At 72.8% G+C, this 20,530-nt stretch carries 17 protein-coding genes; 8 read left to right on the top strand and 9 right to left on the bottom strand.

All coding sequences use genetic code 11. The features are described from left to right. Window positions 1-149: 149 nt before the first annotated feature. Window positions 150-1,028, top strand: a complete 879-nt coding sequence (locus tag AB0947_RS39055; RefSeq protein ID WP_366755133.1) for a helix-turn-helix transcriptional regulator — start codon at window positions 150-152, stop codon at window positions 1,026-1,028. After that, window positions 1,025-1,414, top strand: coding sequence for a DUF2255 family protein (locus AB0947_RS39050; RefSeq protein WP_366755132.1), 390 nt, complete (start codon window positions 1,025-1,027; stop codon window positions 1,412-1,414). The genes AB0947_RS39055 and AB0947_RS39050 overlap by 4 nt, the downstream gene beginning before the upstream one ends. A 130-nt stretch (window positions 1,415-1,544) precedes the next feature. Here the strand turns inward: AB0947_RS39050 and AB0947_RS39045 are convergent, their stop codons facing one another. After that, a complete protein-coding gene (locus tag AB0947_RS39045) occupies window positions 1,545-2,549 on the bottom strand; it encodes an NADP-dependent oxidoreductase (protein ID WP_366755131.1) in 1,005 nt (334 codons plus the stop codon). Window positions 2,550-2,602: 53 nt separating this feature from the next. After that, on the bottom strand, window positions 2,603-3,565 hold the full coding sequence (locus AB0947_RS39040; RefSeq protein ID WP_366755130.1) for a zinc-binding dehydrogenase: 963 nt from the start codon (window positions 3,563-3,565) through the stop codon (window positions 2,603-2,605). Window positions 3,566-3,999: 434 nt separating this feature from the next. On the opposite strand from AB0947_RS39040, the gene AB0947_RS39035 reads away from it, so the two are divergent. From AB0947_RS39035 to AB0947_RS39025, 3 genes are all read left to right on the top strand, one after another. Beyond that, window positions 4,000-4,467 carry an SsgA family sporulation/cell division regulator gene (locus AB0947_RS39035; RefSeq protein WP_366755129.1) on the top strand — a complete coding sequence of 156 codons (468 nt, stop codon included), beginning with the start codon at window positions 4,000-4,002 and terminating at the stop codon, window positions 4,465-4,467. 173 nt (window positions 4,468-4,640) lie between these two features. Then, complete coding sequence (locus tag AB0947_RS39030; protein WP_366755128.1) at window positions 4,641-5,507, top strand: Bax inhibitor-1/YccA family protein; 867 nt, start codon at window positions 4,641-4,643, stop codon at window positions 5,505-5,507. 186 nt (window positions 5,508-5,693) lie between these two features. Beyond that, window positions 5,694-6,926 (top strand): cytochrome P450, encoded by a 1,233-nt coding sequence (locus AB0947_RS39025; protein ID WP_366755127.1) that lies wholly within the window; start codon window positions 5,694-5,696, stop codon window positions 6,924-6,926. 88 nt (window positions 6,927-7,014) lie between these two features. On the opposite strand, the gene AB0947_RS39020 is transcribed toward AB0947_RS39025, so the two are convergent. From AB0947_RS39020 to AB0947_RS39000, 5 genes are all read right to left on the bottom strand, one after another. Continuing rightward, window positions 7,015-7,605 (bottom strand): DUF308 domain-containing protein, encoded by a 591-nt coding sequence (locus AB0947_RS39020; RefSeq protein WP_366755126.1) that lies wholly within the window; start codon window positions 7,603-7,605, stop codon window positions 7,015-7,017. Between the two features lie 42 nt (window positions 7,606-7,647). Further along, window positions 7,648-9,279, bottom strand: a complete 1,632-nt coding sequence (locus AB0947_RS39015) for a tannase/feruloyl esterase family alpha/beta hydrolase (RefSeq protein ID WP_366755125.1) — start codon at window positions 9,277-9,279, stop codon at window positions 7,648-7,650. A 427-nt stretch (window positions 9,280-9,706) separates the two neighbouring features. Then, window positions 9,707-12,040 (bottom strand): SpoIIE family protein phosphatase, encoded by a 2,334-nt coding sequence (locus tag AB0947_RS39010; protein ID WP_366755124.1) that lies wholly within the window; start codon window positions 12,038-12,040, stop codon window positions 9,707-9,709. A 1-nt stretch (window position 12,041) separates the two neighbouring features. Next, window positions 12,042-12,743, bottom strand: coding sequence for a cytochrome b/b6 domain-containing protein (locus AB0947_RS39005; RefSeq protein ID WP_366755123.1), 702 nt, complete (start codon window positions 12,741-12,743; stop codon window positions 12,042-12,044). Continuing rightward, a complete protein-coding gene (locus AB0947_RS39000) occupies window positions 12,691-13,413 on the bottom strand; it encodes a molybdopterin-dependent oxidoreductase (protein WP_366755122.1) in 723 nt (240 codons plus the stop codon). Before AB0947_RS39000 ends, AB0947_RS39005 begins: the two co-directional genes overlap by 53 nt. A gap of 445 nt (window positions 13,414-13,858) precedes the next feature. Between AB0947_RS39000 and abc-f the strand changes: the two genes are divergently transcribed. The 3 genes from abc-f (at window position 13,859) to AB0947_RS38985 (ending at window position 18,122) form a co-directional block, all read left to right on the top strand. Then, window positions 13,859-15,493, top strand: a complete 1,635-nt coding sequence (abc-f, locus tag AB0947_RS38995; protein WP_366755121.1) for a ribosomal protection-like ABC-F family protein — start codon at window positions 13,859-13,861, stop codon at window positions 15,491-15,493. A gap of 79 nt (window positions 15,494-15,572) precedes the next feature. Continuing rightward, on the top strand, window positions 15,573-17,237 hold the full coding sequence (locus AB0947_RS38990; RefSeq protein WP_366755120.1) for an ABC-F family ATP-binding cassette domain-containing protein: 1,665 nt from the start codon (window positions 15,573-15,575) through the stop codon (window positions 17,235-17,237). A 321-nt stretch (window positions 17,238-17,558) separates the two neighbouring features. Continuing rightward, the gene (locus AB0947_RS38985; RefSeq protein ID WP_366755119.1) at window positions 17,559-18,122 is read left to right on the top strand and encodes a CGNR zinc finger domain-containing protein; all 564 of its coding nucleotides are present in this window, start codon (window positions 17,559-17,561) and stop codon (window positions 18,120-18,122) included. A 77-nt stretch (window positions 18,123-18,199) separates the two neighbouring features. On the opposite strand, the gene AB0947_RS38980 is transcribed toward AB0947_RS38985, so the two are convergent. Next, window positions 18,200-18,886: a hemerythrin domain-containing protein gene (locus AB0947_RS38980; RefSeq protein WP_366755118.1), complete on the bottom strand. Its 687-nt coding sequence runs from the start codon at window positions 18,884-18,886 to the stop codon at window positions 18,200-18,202. Window positions 18,887-19,277: 391 nt separating this feature from the next. Next, window positions 19,278-19,913 carry a hypothetical protein gene (locus tag AB0947_RS38975; RefSeq protein ID WP_366755136.1) on the bottom strand — a complete coding sequence of 212 codons (636 nt, stop codon included), beginning with the start codon at window positions 19,911-19,913 and terminating at the stop codon, window positions 19,278-19,280. Window positions 19,914-20,530 lie beyond the last annotated feature (617 nt).

The raw sequence follows: 20,530 nt of genomic DNA, 5'->3' as shown, positions 1-20,530 counted from the left end.
CCCCCCGACAGGGAGCCGCACCCTTTCCGGGCACACACCCACACTCCGCCACCCCGCCCCCGCACGGAAGAGACAAGTCCCTGCCCGGGAAAGAACCTGCCCCCTCACACATGTGCCGACGACGGGGCGGGGTGCGTGACACTGGAGACATGAATTCGGCATCCCATTCCCACCTCGGCGCATTTCTCAGGGCGCGTCGGGCGCAGCTGACGCCGCAGGAGTGCGGCCTGCCCGAGACGGACTCCGCCCGGCGGGTCGCGGGGCTGCGCCGCGAGGAGGTCGCCCGGCTCGCCGCGATCAGCGTGGACTACTACACCCGCCTCGAACAGGGCCGCGTCCGCGCCTCCGCCCCCGTGCTGGTCACCCTGGTGCGCGCGCTGCGCCTCGACGACGACCAGAAGCGGTATCTGTACGGTCTCGCCGGGCGGAGCGAGGACCGGCCGAAGCGCCGGCGCCGGCCCGTCCAGCCCGTACGGCCGCCCATGCGCCGCCTGCTCGAACAGCTCACCGACACCCCCGCGCTCGTCCTCGGCAGACGTCTGGACGTGCTGGCCTGGAACCCGTCCGCCGCGGCCCTCTACACCGACTTCGCCGCACTCCCCGCGGGCCGCCGCAACTACATCCGGCTGCTGTTCACCGACCCGGCCGTCCGGGCCCTGCACCGGGACTGGCACCACGACGCCCGCGACGCGGTGGCCGCCCTGCGCATGGAGGCCGCGGCCGACCCCGACGACCCCGAACTCGCTCACCTCGTCGGCGAGTTGTCCCTCCGGGACATGGACTTCTGCACCTGGTGGGCCGAGCACCGTGTCAGCGGCGCCGGTTACGGCACCAAGCACTACCACCACCCCCTGGTCGGCGACCTCACCCTCGACTGCGACACCTGGGCCAGCCCCGACGGCTCCGGGCAGCGTCTGATGGTGCTGACCGCCGAACCGGGCAGCCCCTCCCACGACGCCCTGCGCATCCTCGCCTCCTGGACCGCCGCGGAGCCCGGCACCGACCTGACGGAGGACGTGACCCGATGACCGCTTGGACAGCCGAGGACCAGGCCCTGCTCTCCGAGACCTACGCCCTCACCCTGACCGCCGGGGACGACGGTCGGGACGGCGTGGAGATCGGCATGGTGGTCGTCGACGGCGAGCTGTACGTCCGCGCCTACCGGGGAGTCCGCTCCCGTTGGTACCGGGCGGCACGGGACCGCGGCCACGGACGGATCCAGGTGGCCGGCGTCACCCGAAAGGTCTGCTTCCGGACCCGTGACCTGGACCTCTCCCCCGAACTAGAGGCCGCCTTCCGCGCCAAGTACGGCGCGGTCGCCGACGCCCTCGTCGCGAGCCCGGAGGCGCGGGCCGCGACGATCCGCATCGACCCGGCGCCCGTGCCGGATGCCGGCACGGCCCCGGCCCGCTGAGGCCCGGCCCGCGCCGGAACACGGGGTCGTCGCCACCGGGGCGGGCGGTCCGGCCCGGCCGCCCCGGCCTCCTGGGGGGCCGGACGTACCGGCGCCGGCCGCGCTCACCCTCCGGTGGCGACGACCGGGCTCACAGGGCCAGTACCGCCTTGCCGGTGTTCTCGCCCGCGAAGAGCCCGAGCAGTGCCTGGGGGAACCGCTCGACGCCGCCGGTGATCACATGTGTGCGTTCCTTCAGCCGCCCGGAGCGCAGCCAGCCGGCGAGTTCGGCGCGGGCCTCGCCGTAGCGCGCGGCGTAGTCGAAGATGACGAACCCCGTCATGGAGGCCCGCTTGACGAGCAGTTGCATGTAGTTGGCCGGTCCCCTGAAGCCCTGCTCGGAGTTGTACTGCGAGACGGCACCGCTGATGACCACCCGGGCGCCGTGGGCGAGCGTGGTGAGGACGTCGTCGAGGATGTCACCGCCGACGTTGTCGAAGAACACGTCCACGCCGTCCGGCGCGAGGTCCCGCACCTGGGCCCGCACGTTCCCGGCCTTGTAGTCCACGGCCCCGTCGAAGCCGAGTTCCTCCACCAGGAAGCGGCACTTGTCGGGACCTCCGGCGATGCCGATCGCGCGGCACCCCTTGATCCGGGCGATCTGCCCGGTCAGCGCGCCGACGGAACCGGCCGCCGCGGAGACGACCACCGTCTGGCCGGGCTCGGGCCGGCCGATGTCGAGCAGACCGAAGTACGCGGTCAGTCCGCTGTAGCCGAGCGCGCCGAGGTGGACCGGCGCCTCGCCCAGGGACAGGTCGACGGGGGCCACGTCCCCGCCGTCGCTGAGCGCGTACCGCTGGACGCCGAAGGTGCCGCTCACCACCTCGCCCACGGGGTGTCCGGGGTGCCGGGACTCGACGACGTGGCCGATGCCGGCCGCGCGCATCACCTCGCCCAGGCCGACGGGGGGCACGTAGCTGCGGCCCTCGTTCATCCAGGAACGCATCGCCGGGTCGAGGGAGAGGTAGTCGACCTGCACGAGGAACTCCCCCTCGCCCGGCTGCGGGGCCGGTTCCTCGGCGTACTGGAAGTCGGAGGCGGCGGGCAGGCCGACGGGGCGTGCCACGAGGCGGTACTGGGCGTTGGTCCGGGTCATGCGGCTGTCCTTGTCGTGTGCGGTGGTGTGGCCGGGGGCAGGGCGGGCGGGGGTCACCTGCTGCCCGGCCGGACGACCAGACGGCCCCGGACCGCGCCGCGGCGGATGCGGTCCAGGCCCTCGTTGAGCTCGGCGAACGGGATCTCCTCGACGGCCGGTGTGATGCGGCTCTGGGCGATGTAGTCGAGCACCTGCCGGTACTCGTCCTTGCCGGCGCCGTACGAGCCGCGCAGTTCCACGCTCTTGCGGACCAGGTTGCCGGTGGCGAAGCTCGTGGTCCGTGTGCCCAGGCCCACGACGACCACCCGGCCGCGGCGGCGTACGACGTCGACCGCGGCGGATGTCGTGGAGCCCACGCCCGCGAAGTCGACGACGGCGTCGGGCCGCAGGCCGGCGAGTGCGGTGACGTCGGTGAAGCAGTCGCTCGCCCCCGCCGCGCGGGCCGCGTCGAAGGTGTCCGGGTTGATGTCCACACCGTAGACCGTGGCTCCCGCGAGCACTCCGGTACGGACCCCGTTCAGGCCGAGGCCGCCCAGTCCGACGACGGCGATCACCTCCCCCGGCCTGGCGCGGGCCTCGGTGCGGACGGCGTGGTAGGCGGTGACGACCGAGTCGGTGGCGACGGCCGCGTGGACCGTGGAGACGGCGTCGGGTATGCGGACGAGGGTGGAGGCGTGGGCCACCAGGCGCTCGGCGTAGCCGCCGTCGACACCGATGCCCGGTGCGTAGTGCGCCTGGACCTCGGGGTGCGCGATGATCGCGACGGCGACGCGGTCGCCCACCGTGTACTCCCGCACGCCCTCGCCGAGGGCGGACACGGTGCCCGCGACCTCGTGGCCGAGGGTGAAGGGCGGGCGCCGGGTCAACTCCATCGTGCCGTCGAGGGCGTGGACGTCGGAGTGGCACAGACCGGCGGCCTCGACGTCCACCACCACCCAGCCGGCGTCCGGCACCGGGTCCGGCACGTCCATCAGCCGTAAGGGTGTGCCCTGGGACACGTATCGGAAGGCCTTCATCGGTGAACTCCACACCTCGGTCCGAGCGGACCGGCGCGGTGCGGCACCGCGCCGGTCCTCCTACATGAGGTGTACGGTCCGCAGGCCCTGGATGGTTCGCATGACAACGGCCGTCCCGACGGGGGGTGCGGGACGGCCGTCGCAGCCCCCCACTCCTCGACCGAGCGAGGGGCGTGCACAGACTACAACGGTCCGGTCGGTCCTGGGTCCGCGTTGACGCACGTGTGCACGGGTGGACACCTCGGCCACGGCCGCGGCGCGGGGCAGCACATTGACTTACGTCACGTTCCCCTTGCCCCGCGGGGCGGATCCCCGCGTCATCGGGCACCCCGCGGCGCCCCGTCCTTCGACCGTCAAGTGACCGATGTGCGGATCGGGTCCCCGGGCGAACAGTGGGAGGCGCAGGCTTCCTACCACGGAGGGGAACTCCCGTCATGCACCGTGATCAGTCACCACTGCGGGCGCGGTCGACGCCCCGGCATCTGCCGTCGCTGTTCCTGGACCTCGACCAGATGCTCGACGAATTCACCCGGCAGCCGCTCCAGGCGGAGTTCCGGTTCGACGCGGAGATGCCCGCGGTGATCACCGTCGAGTTCCTGGCGGAGCGGGGACCGAGTCTCATCTGGCGGATCGGGCGCGAGCTGCTGTACCGCGGCCTGACGTCGATGAGCGGCTGCGCCGATGTGCGGATGTGGCCGACGCTGCCCGGTGAGCGCCCCTCGTCCTGGCTGCTCCTGGAATCGCAGGAGGTGGAGGCCCTCTTCGAGCTGCCCACCGGGCCGCTCGCCGAGTGGCTGGAGGCCAGCTACCGGATCACCTCGGCGGAGACGGAGATGGACGGTCTGGACTGGGACGGCTTCCTGCTCCGGTTGCTCGACGGTCCGGCGGCGCCGTCGGAGTGAGCGGGGCCGGGCAGGGAGGACTTGCACCCCGGTGCGTCACCTGTCAGAGTGGTGACGCACAAGCTTGCCGGGAGTGGACCGGCGGGCGGCACCATCACATGTGTGCCGCCCCCGGACACCCGAGGACAGCGCTGTGCCGCAGGCCGCACCCGCGGCGGACGAGGAGGAATGACGTGAAGAGCAGCAACCCGGTCTTCTCCCGCTGGGGCGCCAACCGTGACGCCGCCCCCGCCGGGGCGCACACGCGCCACCCGGTGGGCGCCACGGCCGGTGGCCGGCCGGCGGACGACTACCTGACCAATCCCTACGCCCCGGCCGCCGGTGCGGGCCCCGACGCCGGCGCACGGACCGCGGGGACCGCGATCACGATGGACGACGTCGTCGTCCGCACCGCGACCACGCTCGGCACCGCGGTGCTGACGGCCGTGCTGTCCTGGCTGCTGCTGCCCGTCGACGAGGCGAACATCGGCCGGTCGTACGGCATCGCCGTGGGCGCCGCCCTGATCGCCTTCGTCCTGTCGCTGGTCCAGGCGTTCAGGCGGGCGCCGGCCCCGGCGCTGATCCTCGGCTACGCGGCGTTCGAGGGTGTCTTCCTCGGCGTCATCTCCAGTGCCACCTCGACGTACATCGCGCCGGGCGTGGTCGTCCAGGCGGTGCTCGGCACCTTCGCCGTGTCCGCCGGCGTCCTGATCGCCTACCGGATGCGCTGGATCCGCGTCGACCGGCGCTTCGCCGGGTTCGTCGCCTCGGCCGCGACCGGCTTCCTGCTGCTGCTCGCCGCCGACCTGCTCTTCTCCGCCTTCGGCGCGGGCCACGGCCTCGGTTTCCACAGCGGCGGCCTCGGCATCCTCTTCGGCGTGATCGGCATCCTGCTCGGCGCGGCCTTCCTCGCCCTGGACTTCAAGCAGGTCGAGGACGCCGTCGCCTACGGCGCCCCCCGCGAGGAGGCGTGGCTGGCCGCCTTCGGTCTCACCATGACACTGGTGTGGATCTACCTCCAGGTGCTCCAGGTGCTGTCCATCCTCAACAGCGACAACTGAGTTCTCCGGCACCGGAAGGGGCATGCGCGGCGCGCATGCCCCTTCGGCGTGTCCGTCCACGGGCCGCCCGCGCTGAACCGGCGCGGGACCCGGCTCGTTCTCCCATCACGACGACCTGACCGCGCGTCGGGTGCCGGCCGGGACCGCCCCGGGCGGTCCCGGACCGACAGAACGCGAGAGGCATCCATGAGCGCGCAAGAGCACTGCCCGTACCAGGACGGCAGGGTGGTCATCGATCACGCCTTCAAGGCCGACTCCCCCGCACGGTACGCCCGGCTCCGGCAGTTCGGACCCATCCACCCGGCCGAGTTCCACCTCGGTCTGAAGGGCTGGGTGGTCGTCGGCCACGACCTGGCCCGTCAGGCGCTGACCCATCCCGCCCTGCTCAAGGACGCCACGCCCGCCGCCGAGGCCCTGGCCGCCGCCGGATACGTCCTCCACCAGCCGTCGGTGGGACTCGGCGCGCAGATGATGGAGGCCGACCCGCCCGAGCACACCCGCCTGCGCCGGCTGGCCTCGGCCGCCTTCACTCCCCGCCGTACGGCCGAACTCGCCCCGCGCATCGAGCGGATCGCCCACGACCTGATCGACGCCATGCCGCCGTCGGGCGAGCTGGACCTCGTCGAGGCCTTCAACGCCCCGCTGCCCGCGACGGTCATCGCCGAACTCCTCGGCATCCCGCACCGGCACCACCTGGACTTCCACCGCTGGTCGGGGCAGGCCCTCCAGGTGGCCTCGCCCGGGCACCGCCCGGCCCTCGCCGCTCTGCACGGGCTGCTGGCCGGCCTGGTCGCCGACAAGCGCCACCACCCCCAGGACGACCTGCTGTCCGCCCTGGTGGCCGTGCGCGACGAGGAGGACGGCCGGCTCTCCGAGGAGGAACTGGTCGGCACCGCCATGATGCTGGTCGTCGCCGGCCACGAGAGCACGGTGAACCTGCTGGGCAACGCCGTGCTGGCCCTGCTGCGGCACCCCGGCCAGCTGCGGCTGCTGCGCGAGCGGCCCGAGCTGGTGCCCGGCGCGGTGGAGGAGTTCCTGCGCTACGACACGTCCGTCGAGCGCTCCACGAGCCGCTACGCCGCCGAGGACCTCGAACTGGGCGGGGTGCCGATCCCCCGGGGCGGCATGGTCGTCGTCGCTCTCGGCTCGGCCGGGCACGACGCCTCGCAGCAGGACGGCGACGACCCCGCCGTGCTCGACGTGACCCGGCCGAACGCCCGCCATCTCGCCTTCGGCCACGGCATCCACTACTGCCTCGGCGCCCCGCTCGCCCGCCTGGAGACGGCCATCGCGCTGCGCACCCTGCTGTCCCGCGTCCCCGAACTGGAACTGGCGGCACCGCCGGACTCGCTCGACTGGATCGGTTCCGGGATCATCCGCGGCGTGCTGTCCCTGCCGGTGCGCTACCGCGTCGGCTGACCCGGCCGCCCGCGAAGGGCCCGGCGCACGACGAAGTCCCGGCCCGCGCCACGGGGCGCGGGCCGGGACGGCACCGGTCGGGGTTCGGTCAGACGGTCCGGGTGCGCAGCTGGCGGGCCTTCCAGCCCAGCAGCAGGGCCTGGAGGATGAACCACACCCCGCCACCCGTGGCGTACACGGACAGCACGTCGAGCGAGGGGCTGTCGCCCGCGGCCTGGACGTTGTAGAAGAAGCCGACCAGGAAGGACAGCCCGCCCGAGATCAGGGTCGGCCACTGCCTGCCCAGCTCGGGACCGCGCCGCCGCAGCCCGACGACCACCTGGGCGGCGCCGGAGACGACGGCCCAGGCACCGAACACATGGAGCACCGGTGCGACACCGCCGGCCCCGGCGATGCCGACCGCGAGGGCGGCCACGGTGCTGAGCACCCCGTTGAACGCGGTCACCCGGCGCTCGGAACCGTCAGGGGTGGCGCGGTAGTCGATCAGCGAGGAGACCGCGTCGATCAGCGGGTAGACGACGAGCAGGGTGATGGCCACGGCGTCGACGTTCTCGTGGGCTCCGGCGAACGCCAGGGCCCATGCCACGGCCAGCACGCCGCGGCCCAGGTACAGCCTCAGCAGGGAGGAACGTCCGTCCGCCGCCGCCGGGTTCGACGGTGCCGCTGTCTGCGTGCTCATGAGGGATGGGGCCTTTCTCGGGTCGGGTGGTCGGTGGCCGGGTCAGTGCCGGGACGGCAGGACGCAGCGGAAGCTGGAGGCGGCGGCCGGGTCGCCGTGGCCGTCGTAGCGGGACACCGACGGGTAGCTGCACAGGTCGCGGGTGACGGTCTTGTGCTCGGCGTTGACCAGGGTGGCGGGCAGCGTCCTGGGGGCCTTGCCCTTCTCGACCCAGGTGCGCAGCGCGCCGAGGTCGTCGGCCGTGGCACCGCTGCCGTTGTTCAGGCCGCAGTGCGCCGTGCCCGGGGCGAGGAAGAGACGGTAGAAGTCGTCGACCTTCTTGGTTCCGCCCAGCTCCTGCTCGACCTGCTCGCGGTACTTCACGGTGCCCTGGGCGGGGATGTACTGGTCGGCCTGGCCGTGCCAGGTCAGCAGCTTGCCGCCGGACTTGCGGAAGGCGGACAGGTCCGGGTCGTCGGTGCCGATGATCTTGTCGTACTCGGCCTCGGACTGCTTGAACAGCCGCGTGAAGTCACTGTAGGTGATCTTCGTGAGGTCGAAGGAGGGGTCCTTCTCCAGCCAGGTCTGGACCCAGGCGGCGGGCACCGGGAAGGGGAAGCCCTTGACGACGCCGTTCGCGTCCGGCGGGGTGACGCCGGCCAGGGCCGACAGGTCGGCGCCGATCGGGACGCCGGCCCACAGCTTCTTGCCCGAGGTGGTGCGCGGGCCGTCCCAGATCTTGCGGACCACGGCCGCGTCGGCCGCCGTGATGGTCAGCTCCTTGCCGTCGCACACCACCTTGGTGCCGATCAGCCGGCGCGGGTCGAAGTCGCACCGGGCCGGGTCGTTGACCAGGCCGTCCTTGACGCCGTCGAGCGGGTCACAGGCCTTGACGGCGGCGCCGGTGAAGGCCGCGAACTCGCAGGAGGTCGGGTAGGTCTTCTCGTTGTTCATGACCACCTGCGGCCACAGGGTGGCGACCTCGAACTCGTCCCAGTTGACGGCGGGCGCGTTGGCGAGGATGCCGTCGTAGTCGTCGGGGTGGCGCTGGGCCTCCATGTAGCCCTGGCGTCCGCCGGTGGAGCAGCCGTTGAAGTACGCGTAGGAGGCGGGCCTGCTGTAGAAGCCGCCGATGACGTCCTTCGCGACGACCGCGGCCTCGTGCTCGGAGCGGCTGGCGAAGTTCTTCAGCAGCGCCTTGTCCACCTTGCCCCCGCCGGTCAGGGCCCAGCCGGTGTCGATGTAGGTGCTGACGCCGGCGTCGGTGGTCGCGGCGGCGTACCCGTTCTTGACCGCGGCGGCCAGGCCCGCGCCGTAGTCGCCCGCGGCGTAGGCCGAGCCGCCGATCGTCTGGAGGCGGCCGTTCCAGCCCTTCAGCGGGAGCCAGACGCGCACCTTGGCGTGGTCGCCCTGACCCGGGTGGGTCAGCGTCACCGTCACGTCGCAGAACGCCGGTACGTCGGGGATCTGCGCCCCGGGCAGCGGGGTGACCGGGGGCACGTCCACGGTGCCCGCCGCGTGGCTGACGACGGTCACGCTCTCCACCTTGGTGCCGGCGGGGGCCTTCACGGGCAGCGACCGGCAGCCGAGCGGCGCGGAGGCGGCGTTCGCCGGCTCCGCCGACGCGGTCGGCACCCACAGCGCGGCGGCCAGCGGCACACCGGCGGCGAGGGCAGTCAGAAGTGTGCGTCTCATTGGTTTCCATCCCGGAAGTAGGTGTGCGCCTCACCGCGGCGACGCAGGTGCACATCACATGAGCTGAACAGGGGCGGGGCCGGCGGGCCTGCACGGGCGGACGTCCGCTCGCGTGCCTCCGCGACCTCGGTACGCGACCCGAGGCGGTCTCGGGTGCCGAAGACTGAGCCAGACACTATCACCGGTTTAACTGGTGACGAAAGAGGAAGGGTCACATGTCTTGCGACCACATGTCTTGCGACCACATGTCGTACGGCCGCGCGGAGACGTCGCCCCGCAGCCGTGGGCGCCTGCTCGGCCCGTGCTCCCACTCTGGCCGGGCCGGCCCCGGCCCCACCACCGTCAGTTGACGGTCCGTGGCCACGGTCCGGTGCCGGCACCCGCCGATGGGCGGTTGGGTCATTCGACGGTCGGGCAAGGGCGGGCCCTACGCGCCGGGGATGTCCATCTCCAGCCAGACCGTCTTGCCCCGGCCGCTCGGAGAGGTGTTCCACGTGTGCGCCAATGCGTCGACCAGGTACAGGCCCCGGCCGTGTTCCGCCCGCGCGCTGCCCTCCTCGGTGAGCGAGTACGCGGTGGGCACGGGCGGGTCGCTGTCCGAGTCCCGCACCTCGAGACGCACCCGGTGACCGGAGGCCCGCAGCCGCACGTCCACATCGCTGCCCGCGTGGACGAGCGCGTTGGTCACCAGTTCCGAGGTGATGAGTTCGAGGTCGTCCGACAGATCGGCCAGACCCCACTCGCACAGGCACTCGTGCACGAAGCCGCGGGCCTCCCGGACCGCCCGCAGATCACGCCGGTGGACGTGGAAACGCGCGGTCCGGGGCGCGGCGGAGTCGTCCGCTCCCTCGTAGCGGGCCAGCAGCAGCGCGGCGTCGTCGCGCCGGCCCGGCGTGCCCGCCAGCAGGCGGTCCGCCAGGGTCTCCAGGTCGGCGCCCGCCCCGCCGGCACCCAGGCGGGCGCCGACGTCGTCGCGATCCGGTTCGTGCACCCCGTCCGAGTAGAGCACGAGCACGGTTCCGGGCGGGAGCGTGTGCTCCCGGGAGCGGTACGGAGTGCGCCCGTGCAGCCCGAGCGGCACGTTGGCCGGTGCCCACAGCGGTCGGACGGTGCCGTCGGACAGCCGGGCGAGCGGCGCCGGATGTCCGGCCAGCGCCACCTCGGCCACCCCCGTCCCGGTGTCCACGGCCACCACGCAGCAGGTGGCGAGCAGTTCGGTGCCCATGCGGGACAGCAGCCGGTCGGTGCGGTCGAGCAGCGCGGCCGGCCCGTGGCCCTCGGTGGCGTAGGCGGCCACCGAGGTGCGCAGCTGGCCCATGACGGCGGCGCTCTCCAGCGTGTGGCCCTCGACGTCCCCGACGACCAGCATCACGCGGTCGTCCGGCATGGTGATCACGTCGTACCAGTCGCCGCCCGCCTCGCTCGCGGCCTGGGCCGGCCGGTACCGGGCCGTGGTGGGCAGCCGGGGCGCCTCGGGGAGGGCGGCGGGCAGCAGCCGCCGCTGCATGCCCTCGGTGAGCGCCTGGCGTGCGGCGCTGAGCTGGATGCGCTGGACCGCCGCGCCCAGCAGCCCGGCCATCATGGTCAGCACGGCCCGCTCCTCGGGCGGGAACGTGCGCGGCCCGTCGAACGACAGGCAGCAGACCCCGACCACCGGGGCGGCGCCGGTCATCGGCAGGTCGACCACGTGCCGGCTGCCGACCAGCGGCAGGTAGGCGGCGGCGCGCCGCCCGTCGCCCCCGCCGTCGCCGGGCACACCGCTGGACGGATCCCCGGGGCCGGCGTCCGGGACGCGGCCCGCGGCCCGCGCGCCGGCGGAGCCCGGGACGAACAGCGCCCGCCCCCGCATCGCCCGCGCGGCGGGCGTGTCCGCGTGCAGGGCGCCGCCGTGCAGCTCGGCCACCAGGTCCGCGGAGTCCCCGCTGTGGCCGAGTACCCACAGCCGGCCCTCGGCGGCCGAGGTCAGCGCCAGCGCTCGGGCGCGCATCGGGGCCACGACACAGAACTCCGCCACCCCGACGACGTCCTCCATGGTGGTCGCCCGGTTCAGCATCTCCGTCAGCCGCTGGAGGGCGTACAGCAGGGTCATCCCCGCGGAGCCGGGCACACCCGGCACCCCCCGGACGGCGGCCTGCTCCCCGGCCGCGGCCGGCGGTTCGGCGGTGCCGAACACCGGTACCAGCACGGGCAGGCTGCCGGGCGCGATCGTGGCGCCGCGGGCGTGGAGACCGGCCAGCAGGACGCCCAGCCGGTCGCCGATCCGGGTGAGTTCCCGGGAGTCGGTGCTGCCGTAGTCCCCGCTGTCCTCGGTGCGCAGCACGGTCAGCGAACCGAAACGGCGCCCTTCCGCCTCCAGCGCGACGGAGGCGACGGTGTACGGGTAGGCCAGCGCCCCGCTCTCCGGTTCGGCGAGCGGGTCCGGTTCGGCCAGGAACGCCGGACGCTGCCCGGCCAGGGCGCGCGCGGAGGCGTAGGGGGAGTCCAGCTTCATGCGGCCGGGAAGCGTGAGCATGGACGGCGGGCTGCCGCCGATCATGGCGGCGCGCAGTTCGCCGCCGTCGGGGGTGAGCAGGTACACGGCGGCCGTGACGGCGTGCAGACGGTGAGCGGCCTGGTGCACGGCACGGTGCAGCAGCGCCGTCAGCTCGTCCCCGAGCACCCCGGCGGCTCCGGGCCCCCGGCCGTCCGGGAACCCGGCGTCTGGAGCGCTGCGGTCGTCCATGAACCCTTCCGGCCAGAGCCGCCCCTTCTCGGGGGACATGTCACACCTTGTCCGCTTCCTCGGTTTCTCCGGTCACGGTACCCATCCGCTCCTCCTTCAGCCACCGGGAGTGGTACCGCTCGGCCCAGGACCGGCTGACGTATCCGGTGCGCATGCCGAGCCGCGCCTCCGGATCCTCGAACGCCCGGCGCATGTGTCCGAGGAGTACGAAGGTGATGGCCCAGGCCAGGAGGTCGTGGACGAAGATCGCGCTGGTGCGGGAGATGAAGGGCAGCAGCCCCATGAACCACATCAGCAGACCGGTGGACATCATCACCAGCACGGCGCCGGCGATCCAGCCCGCGTAGATCTTCTGGCCCGCGTTGAACTTGCCGGCCGGCCGCGCCTCGGGCCAGTTCCGGCGCTTGCGCACGGCCCGCAGCCACTGCCGGTCGTACACCGCGAAGCGGTTCAGCCTGCGCAGGTCCGCCCGGAAGTCGGCGGAGAGGAGTCCGAGCAGGAAGGGGACCGGCAGGCAGATGCCCGACCACTCGTGCAGCGTGACCATCAGGTGGCGCCGCCCGACGAGCTGGGCCAGCGGCCCCAGGTACAGGCAGGCGGCGGTGACCAGGCACACGAGCATCAGGTAGCCGGTGGCCCGGTGGACCATGCGCTCGGCGGTGCTGAACCGGCGCACACGGCCGGGCGGTTCAGGCCGCGTCGCTGTGCCGGTCGGCGTCGTCGAGCCAGCCGTCGACTGCATAACCGCGTTCCTCCCAGTAGCCGGGAACGACCTTGTCGGTGACCGAGATGCCGGACAGCCACTTGGCCGACTTGTAGAAGTACATGGGGGCCACGTAGAGGCGGACCGGTCCCCCGTGCTGGTGGGTGATGGGCTTGTCCTGCATGTTCAGCGCCACCAGGACGTCGGAGCGGCGGGCCTGTTCCAGGGTGAGGCTCTCGGTGTAGGCGCCGTCGAAACAGGTGAAGCGGACCGCCGCGCCCGGGGAGCGCACCCCGACGGCGTCCAGGATGTCCGCCAGCTTCACCCCTTCGAAGGGTGTCTTGTCCACCCGCCACCCGTCCGTGCACAGCACGTCGTGGACGACCCGGGTCTGCGGCATCGCGCGCAGTTCGTCGAGCGTGTAGGTCTTCGGCTTCTCCACCAGACCGTCGACCTTGAGTGCGTAGTTCGTCGCGTCCTTGTGCGGCACCGAGCCGACGACGCTGTAGTACCGGAAGCCGCCCGGGTTGGGCAGCAGACCGGTCAGGCCCGTGGCGTCGACCTGGGAGGCGGCACCGAGGAACCCCTCCCAGCCGCGCTGGAGATAGGGCGCGGCGGCGAGCCCGGCGGCTCCCGCTCCGAGCATGCCCAGCATCGCCCGCCGTCCCACCGGTGCGCCCCCGGCCCCGCGCTTCGGCTTTCCTGCCATGGTCAGTGTGCTCCTTAGAGGTGGCGACGATCCCGGCGAGGTGCGGCCGGACGCAGGCACCGGTTCGGGCGGGCCCACACGTGTGCACACGGTCGGCCGTTTCCGACACCGTCACCTGTTCAACTGGTGACGATGGTGGCACGTTCGTCCAGGACTGTCAACGGACGCGCACATATGTGTGAACCCTCACTCCCGGGAAACGGCGGACGAATCCCGGGAAACGACGGACGCCCGCCTGTTACACTTGCGGGGACGTTGACCGTGTATCGAGGAGTCGCAGACGTGGTGGGTGAAGACGACATCTCCGGGTGAGATCCGGATCTGACGGCCACCGGCCGGTGCTCAGGAGCGCCGCCGACGTGGTCTGTCTCGTCGTACCCCTTTTCCCACGTCTGCCCTGGGCAGAGGTCCAAGCTCTGCCCTCAGTACCTCAGAGGTCGCCTCCATGTCCGACGCCGCCGTCGTCTGCTCGAACCTGTCCTTCGCCTGGCCCGACGACACCCCGGTCTTCCACGACCTGTCCTTCACCGTGACCACCGGCCGCACGGGCCTCGTCGCTCCCAACGGCTCCGGCAAGAGCACCCTGCTCAAGCTGATCGCCGGCGAACTCAAGCCCGCCACCGGCTCGGTGTCGGTGGCCGGCACGCTCGGCTACCTCCCCCAGAGCCTGCCCCTGACCGGCAACCTCACCGTCGCCGAGGTCCTCGGCGTCGCCGCGGTGATCCGCGCCATCGACGCCGTCGAATCCGGTGACGTGAGCGAGGAGCACTTCACCACCATCGGCGACGACTGGGACATCGAGGAGCGCACCCGCGCCCAGCTCGACCGCCTGGGCCTCGCCGACCTCACCCTGGACCGCAGCCTGAGCACGCTCAGCGGCGGCCAGGTCGTCTCCCTCGGCCTCGCCGCCCAGCTGCTCAAGCGCCCCGACGTGCTGCTGCTCGACGAACCGACCAACAACCTCGACCTGGCGGCCCGGCGCAAGCTCTACGACGTGCTCGGGGACTTCAACGGCTGTCTGCTGCTCGTCAGCCACGACCGCGCGCTGCTCGACCGCATGGAGCGCATCGCCGAACTCGGCAGCGACGAACTGCGCTTCTACGGCGGCAACTTCACCGAGTACGAGGAGGCCGTGCGCGCCGAGCAGGAGGTCGCCGAGAAGAACGTCCGCAACGCCGAGGCGGAGCTGAAGCGGGAGAAGCGGGAGATGCAGCAGGCCCGCGAGCGCGCCGAGCGGCGCGCGAGCAACGCCGCCAAGAACCTCAAGAACGCCGGGCTGCCGAAGATCTTCGCCGGCAACATGAAGCGCGGCGCGCAGGAGGCCGCGGGCAAGGCCGGCACGATGCACGCCTCCCGGGTCAGCGAGGCCAAGGCCCGCCTCGACGAGGCCGGACGCGCGCTGCGCGACGAGCAGCGCCTCACCCTGGAACTGCCCGACACCCAGGTGCCCGCCGGACGCAACCTCTTCCTCGGCGAGGGCATGGAGGTCCGCCACGCGGGCAAGGCCGTGTTCGCCGACGGCGGCGTCGACCTGACCATCCGCGGCCCCGAGCGCATCGCGCTGACCGGCCCCAACGGCGCGGGCAAGACCACACTGCTGCGGCTGATCACCGGCGACCTCGCCCCGGACGGCGGGGAGATCAAGCGCAACGACGGACGCATCGCCTACCTCTCGCAGCGCCTGGACCTGCTGGACCTGGACCGCACCGTGGCGGAGAACTTCGCCAGGTTCGCCCCCGAACGGCCCGAGGCGGAGCGGATGAACCTGCTCGCCCGCTTCCTCTTCCGCGGCGCCCGGGCCCATCTGCCCGTCGGCGTCCTGTCCGGCGGCGAACGGCTGCGCGCCACCCTGGCCTGCGTGCTGTGCGCCGAACCGGCCCCCCACCTGCTCCTGCTCGACGAGCCGACCAACAACCTCGACCTCGTCAGCGCCGGACAGCTGGAGAGCGCGCTCAACTCCTACCAGGGCGCCTTCATGGTCGTCAGCCACGACGAGCGGTTCCTCGCCGAGATCGGGGTGAACCGCTGGCTGCGGCTGGCCGACGGGGCGCTCAAGGAGACCGGGGCCCCGGCGGTGTGAGCCGCCGGCGTGTGACGTGACCCGCGTCCGAGGCCGTGTGCCCGGCGGGCCGACCACCGATCACGTTGGACGGTTCCCTGTGCCCCAACCCGCTCTGCTCGCCCGTGACGTCGTCCGCGCCCTCGGCGGCCGTCGCGTCCTCGACGGCGTCTCCCTGACCGCCTCTCCCGGCCACCGCATCGGCCTGATCGGGGAGAACGGCGTCGGCAAGTCCACCCTGCTGCGGGTGCTGGCCGGCGTCGACGAACCCGACGCGGGGAGCGTCACGCGCCCCGGCGACCTCGGCTTCCTGCACCAGGAGATGCCCTTCGACGCCGGCTCGACCATCGCCGCGGTGCTCGATCAGGCGCTGCGCGAGGCCCGTGAGGACCTCGCGGAGCTCGAACGGCTCGGCGAGGAGCTGGCCCGCGTCCCGGAGGACGATCCCGGCCACGCCGAACTCCTCCAGACCTACGGCCGGCGGCTGGAACAGGCCCAGGACCGCGAGTCCTGGGACGCCGACCGCCGCGCGGCCCTGGTGCTGGACGGCCTGGGCCTCGGCTCGGTCGGGCACGAGCGCACGCTCGGCTCGCTGTCCGGCGGGCAGCGCGGGCGGCTGGCCCTGGCCGCGCTGCTCGTGCGCAGGCCGTCGGCGCTGCTGCTGGACGAGCCCACCAACCACCTCGACGACACGGCGGCCGCGTTCCTGGAGGAGCAGGTCCGCGGCCTGCCCGGAACCGTGGTCGTCGCCAGTCACGACCGGGCGTTCCTCGACGCGGTCTGCACCGACCTGATCGACCTCGACCCCGCGGTGGACGGTCCGGTCCGCTACGGCGGCACCTACAGCGCCTACCTGGCGGACAAGCGCGCCGAACGGGAGCGCTGGGAGCGGCGGTACGCCGAGGAGCAGGAGGAACTGGAGGAACTGCGGCAGTCCGCGGGCGTCACCGCGCACCGGGTCGCACCGGACCGGGGCCGCACCGACAACGAGAAGATGGGCTACGGCCACCGGGCCGGCCGGGTGCAGAACCAGATCTCCCGCCGGGTGCGCAACGCCGCCCGGCGGCTGGAGGAGCTGGAGCGCACCCAGGTCGCCGAGCCGCCCCGGCCGCTGCGGTTCGCGGCCGGGGAACTGGCCGCCCGCACGGAGGAGAGCCCCCAGCCACTGGTGTCCCTGCGCGACGTACGGGTGCCCGGCCGGCTCGCGCTGGACACGCTGGACGTCTCGCCGACCGACCGGCTGCTGGTCACCGGTGGCAACGGCGCGGGCAAGTCGACCCTGCTCGCCGTGCTCGCCGGACAGCTGCCGGCCGAGGGGGAGGTGCGCAGGCGACGCCGGCTCACGGTCGGCCTGCTCACCCAGGACACCGTCTTCGACCGGCCCGGACGCACGGTCCGCGACACGTACGAGCTGTCGCTGGGCCCGGCGCGCGCCGAGAAGGTGCCGCTGGGCTCACTCGGTCTCCTGCACGAGGCAGATATGGACAAACCCGTCGGCGGGCTGTCTGTGGGGCAGCGCCGGCGGCTCGCGCTGGCCCTCCTGGTGGCCCGCCCGCCGCACCTGCTGCTGCTCGACGAACCCACCAACCACCTGTCCCCCACCCTGTGCGACGAACTGGAGGCCGCGCTCGGCACCGGCCCCGGCGCGATCGTCCTCGCCAGCCACGACCGCTGGCTGCGACGCCGCTGGCAGGGCCGCGAGATCCATCTGGAGCCGGGAAGCGGACGGCGGGATGACCCGGGGGCGTCCGGTTCGCGGGGCTGAGCCGGGGGCGCCCTGCGAGGGTGGCGGGCGCTGGGGGCGATGCAGGGGGCGAGGGCGGCATGGCGGGGCGGGGCCGCCTTGCCGTCCTCTTCCCGCCGTCCGACCCGGTGCTCGGGCGTGCGGGGGCGGGGTGCCGGGGCCGCGATGCCGGAGCGGGACCGCCGGCCCGAAATGCGCCCCCACCCGGTGTCTCCCGCCCCCTCCCGGTGCCTGTGATCGCGATCCCTCTGTACTGTGACGACCGAAGCCCGTTCCGAGCGACACCGCCCGGAACGGTGACGTGTCTTGCGCTCCACGGCAGTCACCTGTCAAGATGGTGATGTGAACCTTGACCACGTCTTCGTATGCGGGCACCCGGCGCTCGACTTCGCGGCCACTCTCCGCGCCCGGCGCTCGACCCGGTTCGAGATGTTCGTGACACCGGAGCGGCTCAACGCCTGGTACCTGGAGTCCGGTCTCGTGGACACGATCACACCGGGCGACGAGCAGGACGTCCGGGCGGCGACGACCGTGCGCGAGGCCATCTACCGTCTCGTCACCAACCGCCGTCGCGGTGAGGAGTTCGACCGCGAGGCACTCGCCGTGGTCAACGGCGCCGCGCGCGAGACCCCCGTGACGCCGCAGCTCACCACGGCCGGGCGGCACAACGAGGCGACCCCCGGGCAGGCCCTGGCGACCGTCGCGCGGCAGGCCGTCGAACTGCTCAGCGGCCCGGACGTCCCCCTGATGAAGGAGTGCGGCAACCCGGAGTGCACGCGCGTCTACATCGACCGCTCCCGGGGCATGCGGCGCCAGTGGTGCGGCATGGAGTCGTGCGGCAACAAGATCAAGGCGGCCGCCTACCGCGCACGGAAGAAGACCGCGCCCGCCATGCCCGTACGATGACCTGCTGACCCAGGCACGGCTCGCGCCACCCGAACGAGCGCACGCGAACCCGCGGACGCGAACCCGCGGACGCCCGTTCAGTCCGCCGCCAGTGCCCTGAGCGTCCTGCGGAACCTGCCCGCCAGCATCCCCCGGGTCCAGCGCACGGACGGCGGGAGGCCGGCGTACAGCCGGTCCCGGCCGGGAAGCGGCTCCGGGTGCTCCAGGAGACCGAGGACCAGATGCGGTCCGCCGTGCGGGACGGCGTCGGCCAGCGCCTCGCGGAGCCGTACGACGTCCTCGTCCCGGATGACGGGGGCCAGCGCCCTGAGCAGCGGCTCCTCCACGCCGAGGCGTGCGGCCAGCAGTTCCTGGGCCCGGTGCGAGGCGAGCGTGCCCTCCCGCATCGCGTGCCCCCAGCTCACCGACCCGCCGACCCGGCGCTCCTCGGCGATCCGCGCGATCACACTCTCCAGTTCGTCGAGTGCCTCGGCCAGCGCGTCGGCGTCGTCGGCCAGCCGGTCGAGTCGGCGGACCCTCTCGGGGAACCGCTCACGCAGCGCCGGCCAGAACAGCTCGTCCTTGCCGCGGTGGAGACGGCGCACGAAGTCGACGAACCACTGCACGGTCGTCACCAGCGTCTTCGTGTCGACGGCCGCACCGCCCGCCAGCCGCGTGAAGGACCCGGCGACGAGCTGTGCGCCCCGGGTCATGACACCGTGCACGGCGCACAGTTCCTCGAAGAGACGGGTGCCTTCCTTGGCCGGCACCTGCGTGGCGCACATCCGTAGACCTTTCTCACCAGAGAGCCGGGCCTCGGGCAGGCGTGCCACCCACACACCTGGTGCGGGCGGCTGCACGCGGTCACCGGACCGGCCGAGCACGGAACGTACCACAGAGACACGTGTCGGAAGATCCCGTGGAGGAGAAGTGTTTCGGCGCCCGTTTCGTGGCACGTGCTTCAGGTCCCCCGGCCGGGAAACACCGGCGGCCCCGAGCGGGGGACTCGGGGCCGCCGGCACGGGGACGGTCATCCGTCCGCCGGGGGGGGATGGACAACCCCCAGCAGGCCCGCCCCGGCCCCACCGCCCGCGTGTCCGACGGCGGGGCCTTCCAACTGGACAACGGACCCGGCGCCGGGAAGGTTCAGCGACCGCCCGGCGGATCCGGGGCACCTCACAGGTACAGGGCGCGATGGCTGCGGTAGGCGAACGCGTCACCGGAACTGAGGATGGTCACGATGTCCTCGCAGTAACGCCGGTACTCCGTCTCCTCCTCGGCCGGCAGCGTCACGGAGCCGGTCCGGGCCTGGCCCATGACCTGCCGCAAGGCGCCCAGGAGCCGCTGCGGCGGCGGGAGCAGCAACACCTCCATGACGCGCCGGAAGACGTCGACGAGGGTGTCCTTCCGTTCGGGCCGGTCGGCACCCGCTTCGGTGTCCGACCGGCCCGGCCCGGCCCGCCCGGTCCCGCCGGCCGCGGCGAACAGGTCGAGGCAGGCCGTCAGGTGCCCGAGGTCGGCCGCGTCGACCTCGATCGGGTACAGACTCGTCAGCTGGGTGCCGCCCGCGCCGTAGAGGGTGTACCCGGCCGGTTCGCCCGGGGCGTGCCCGGCTGATGTGTCCGTGGCGTGCCACTGGGACCACAGCGGCAGTTTCAGCAGCACCTGCACCCAGCTGTCGTAGGCGTCCGCGATGATCCGCTCGTCGTCGGACTCCAGATCCACGCTGTGGAGCAGGTAGAGGTGGCGCAGGAGCGGCTCCTCGAGGCTCTCGAACTTCGCGAAGAACACGGGATCGTCGGGGACCAGCACGTACAAGGGGGCTCCTCCTCTCACCGGCGTGACGACGCGTGAAGGCGAGCCGTCGGCCGGACCGGCCGGCCGGCGCGGCAGGCGCCCGTAGCGGCCTCGCGGCCGTGGAAGCCCGTCATGAGGACGAACGGCGCCGGCGCAGGATTCCGCATGCCTCACCCGCCGTCCTCGCGCCATCGGCGTCCCGGCACACCCGACGCCCGGCGAACGCGTACACGTGTACACCCCTGTGCGCGGGCATGTGTACACGGGTGGGCGGTACGGCCCGGGGACCTGCGGCTGTCACCTGGACATGATCCACCATGCCGGAGGGATCCACACCCCTGCGGACGTCCCATGGTGCCCACTCACTCAATACGTCACCGCCTTGACCGGTGACGCAATAAGGAGCATGATGAATCCCGTCCCCATTGACACGTCAGGTGAGGTGCACATGCCGGTCATACACACCCAGGGCCCGGTCACGCGCGGCGGAGACCCGCGCTCGACAGGTCGCGGCGCGCACTCCTATCGTCATGTGACGCGTCGGAGAATCGTCATGTGACGCATCGGAGACCCGTACGGCGCCGGAACGGCAAGTCGGCAGACTGATACGCCCCTGGCCACCGACTGCCATG

This window comes from Streptomyces sp. NPDC047841, assembly GCF_040704085.1.
Classification (GTDB): Bacteria; Actinomycetota; Actinomycetes; order Streptomycetales; family Streptomycetaceae; genus Streptomyces; species Streptomyces argyrophylli.
The sequence above is the reverse complement of the archived record's forward strand: the minus strand, read 5'-3'. Positions and strand labels throughout refer to the sequence as shown.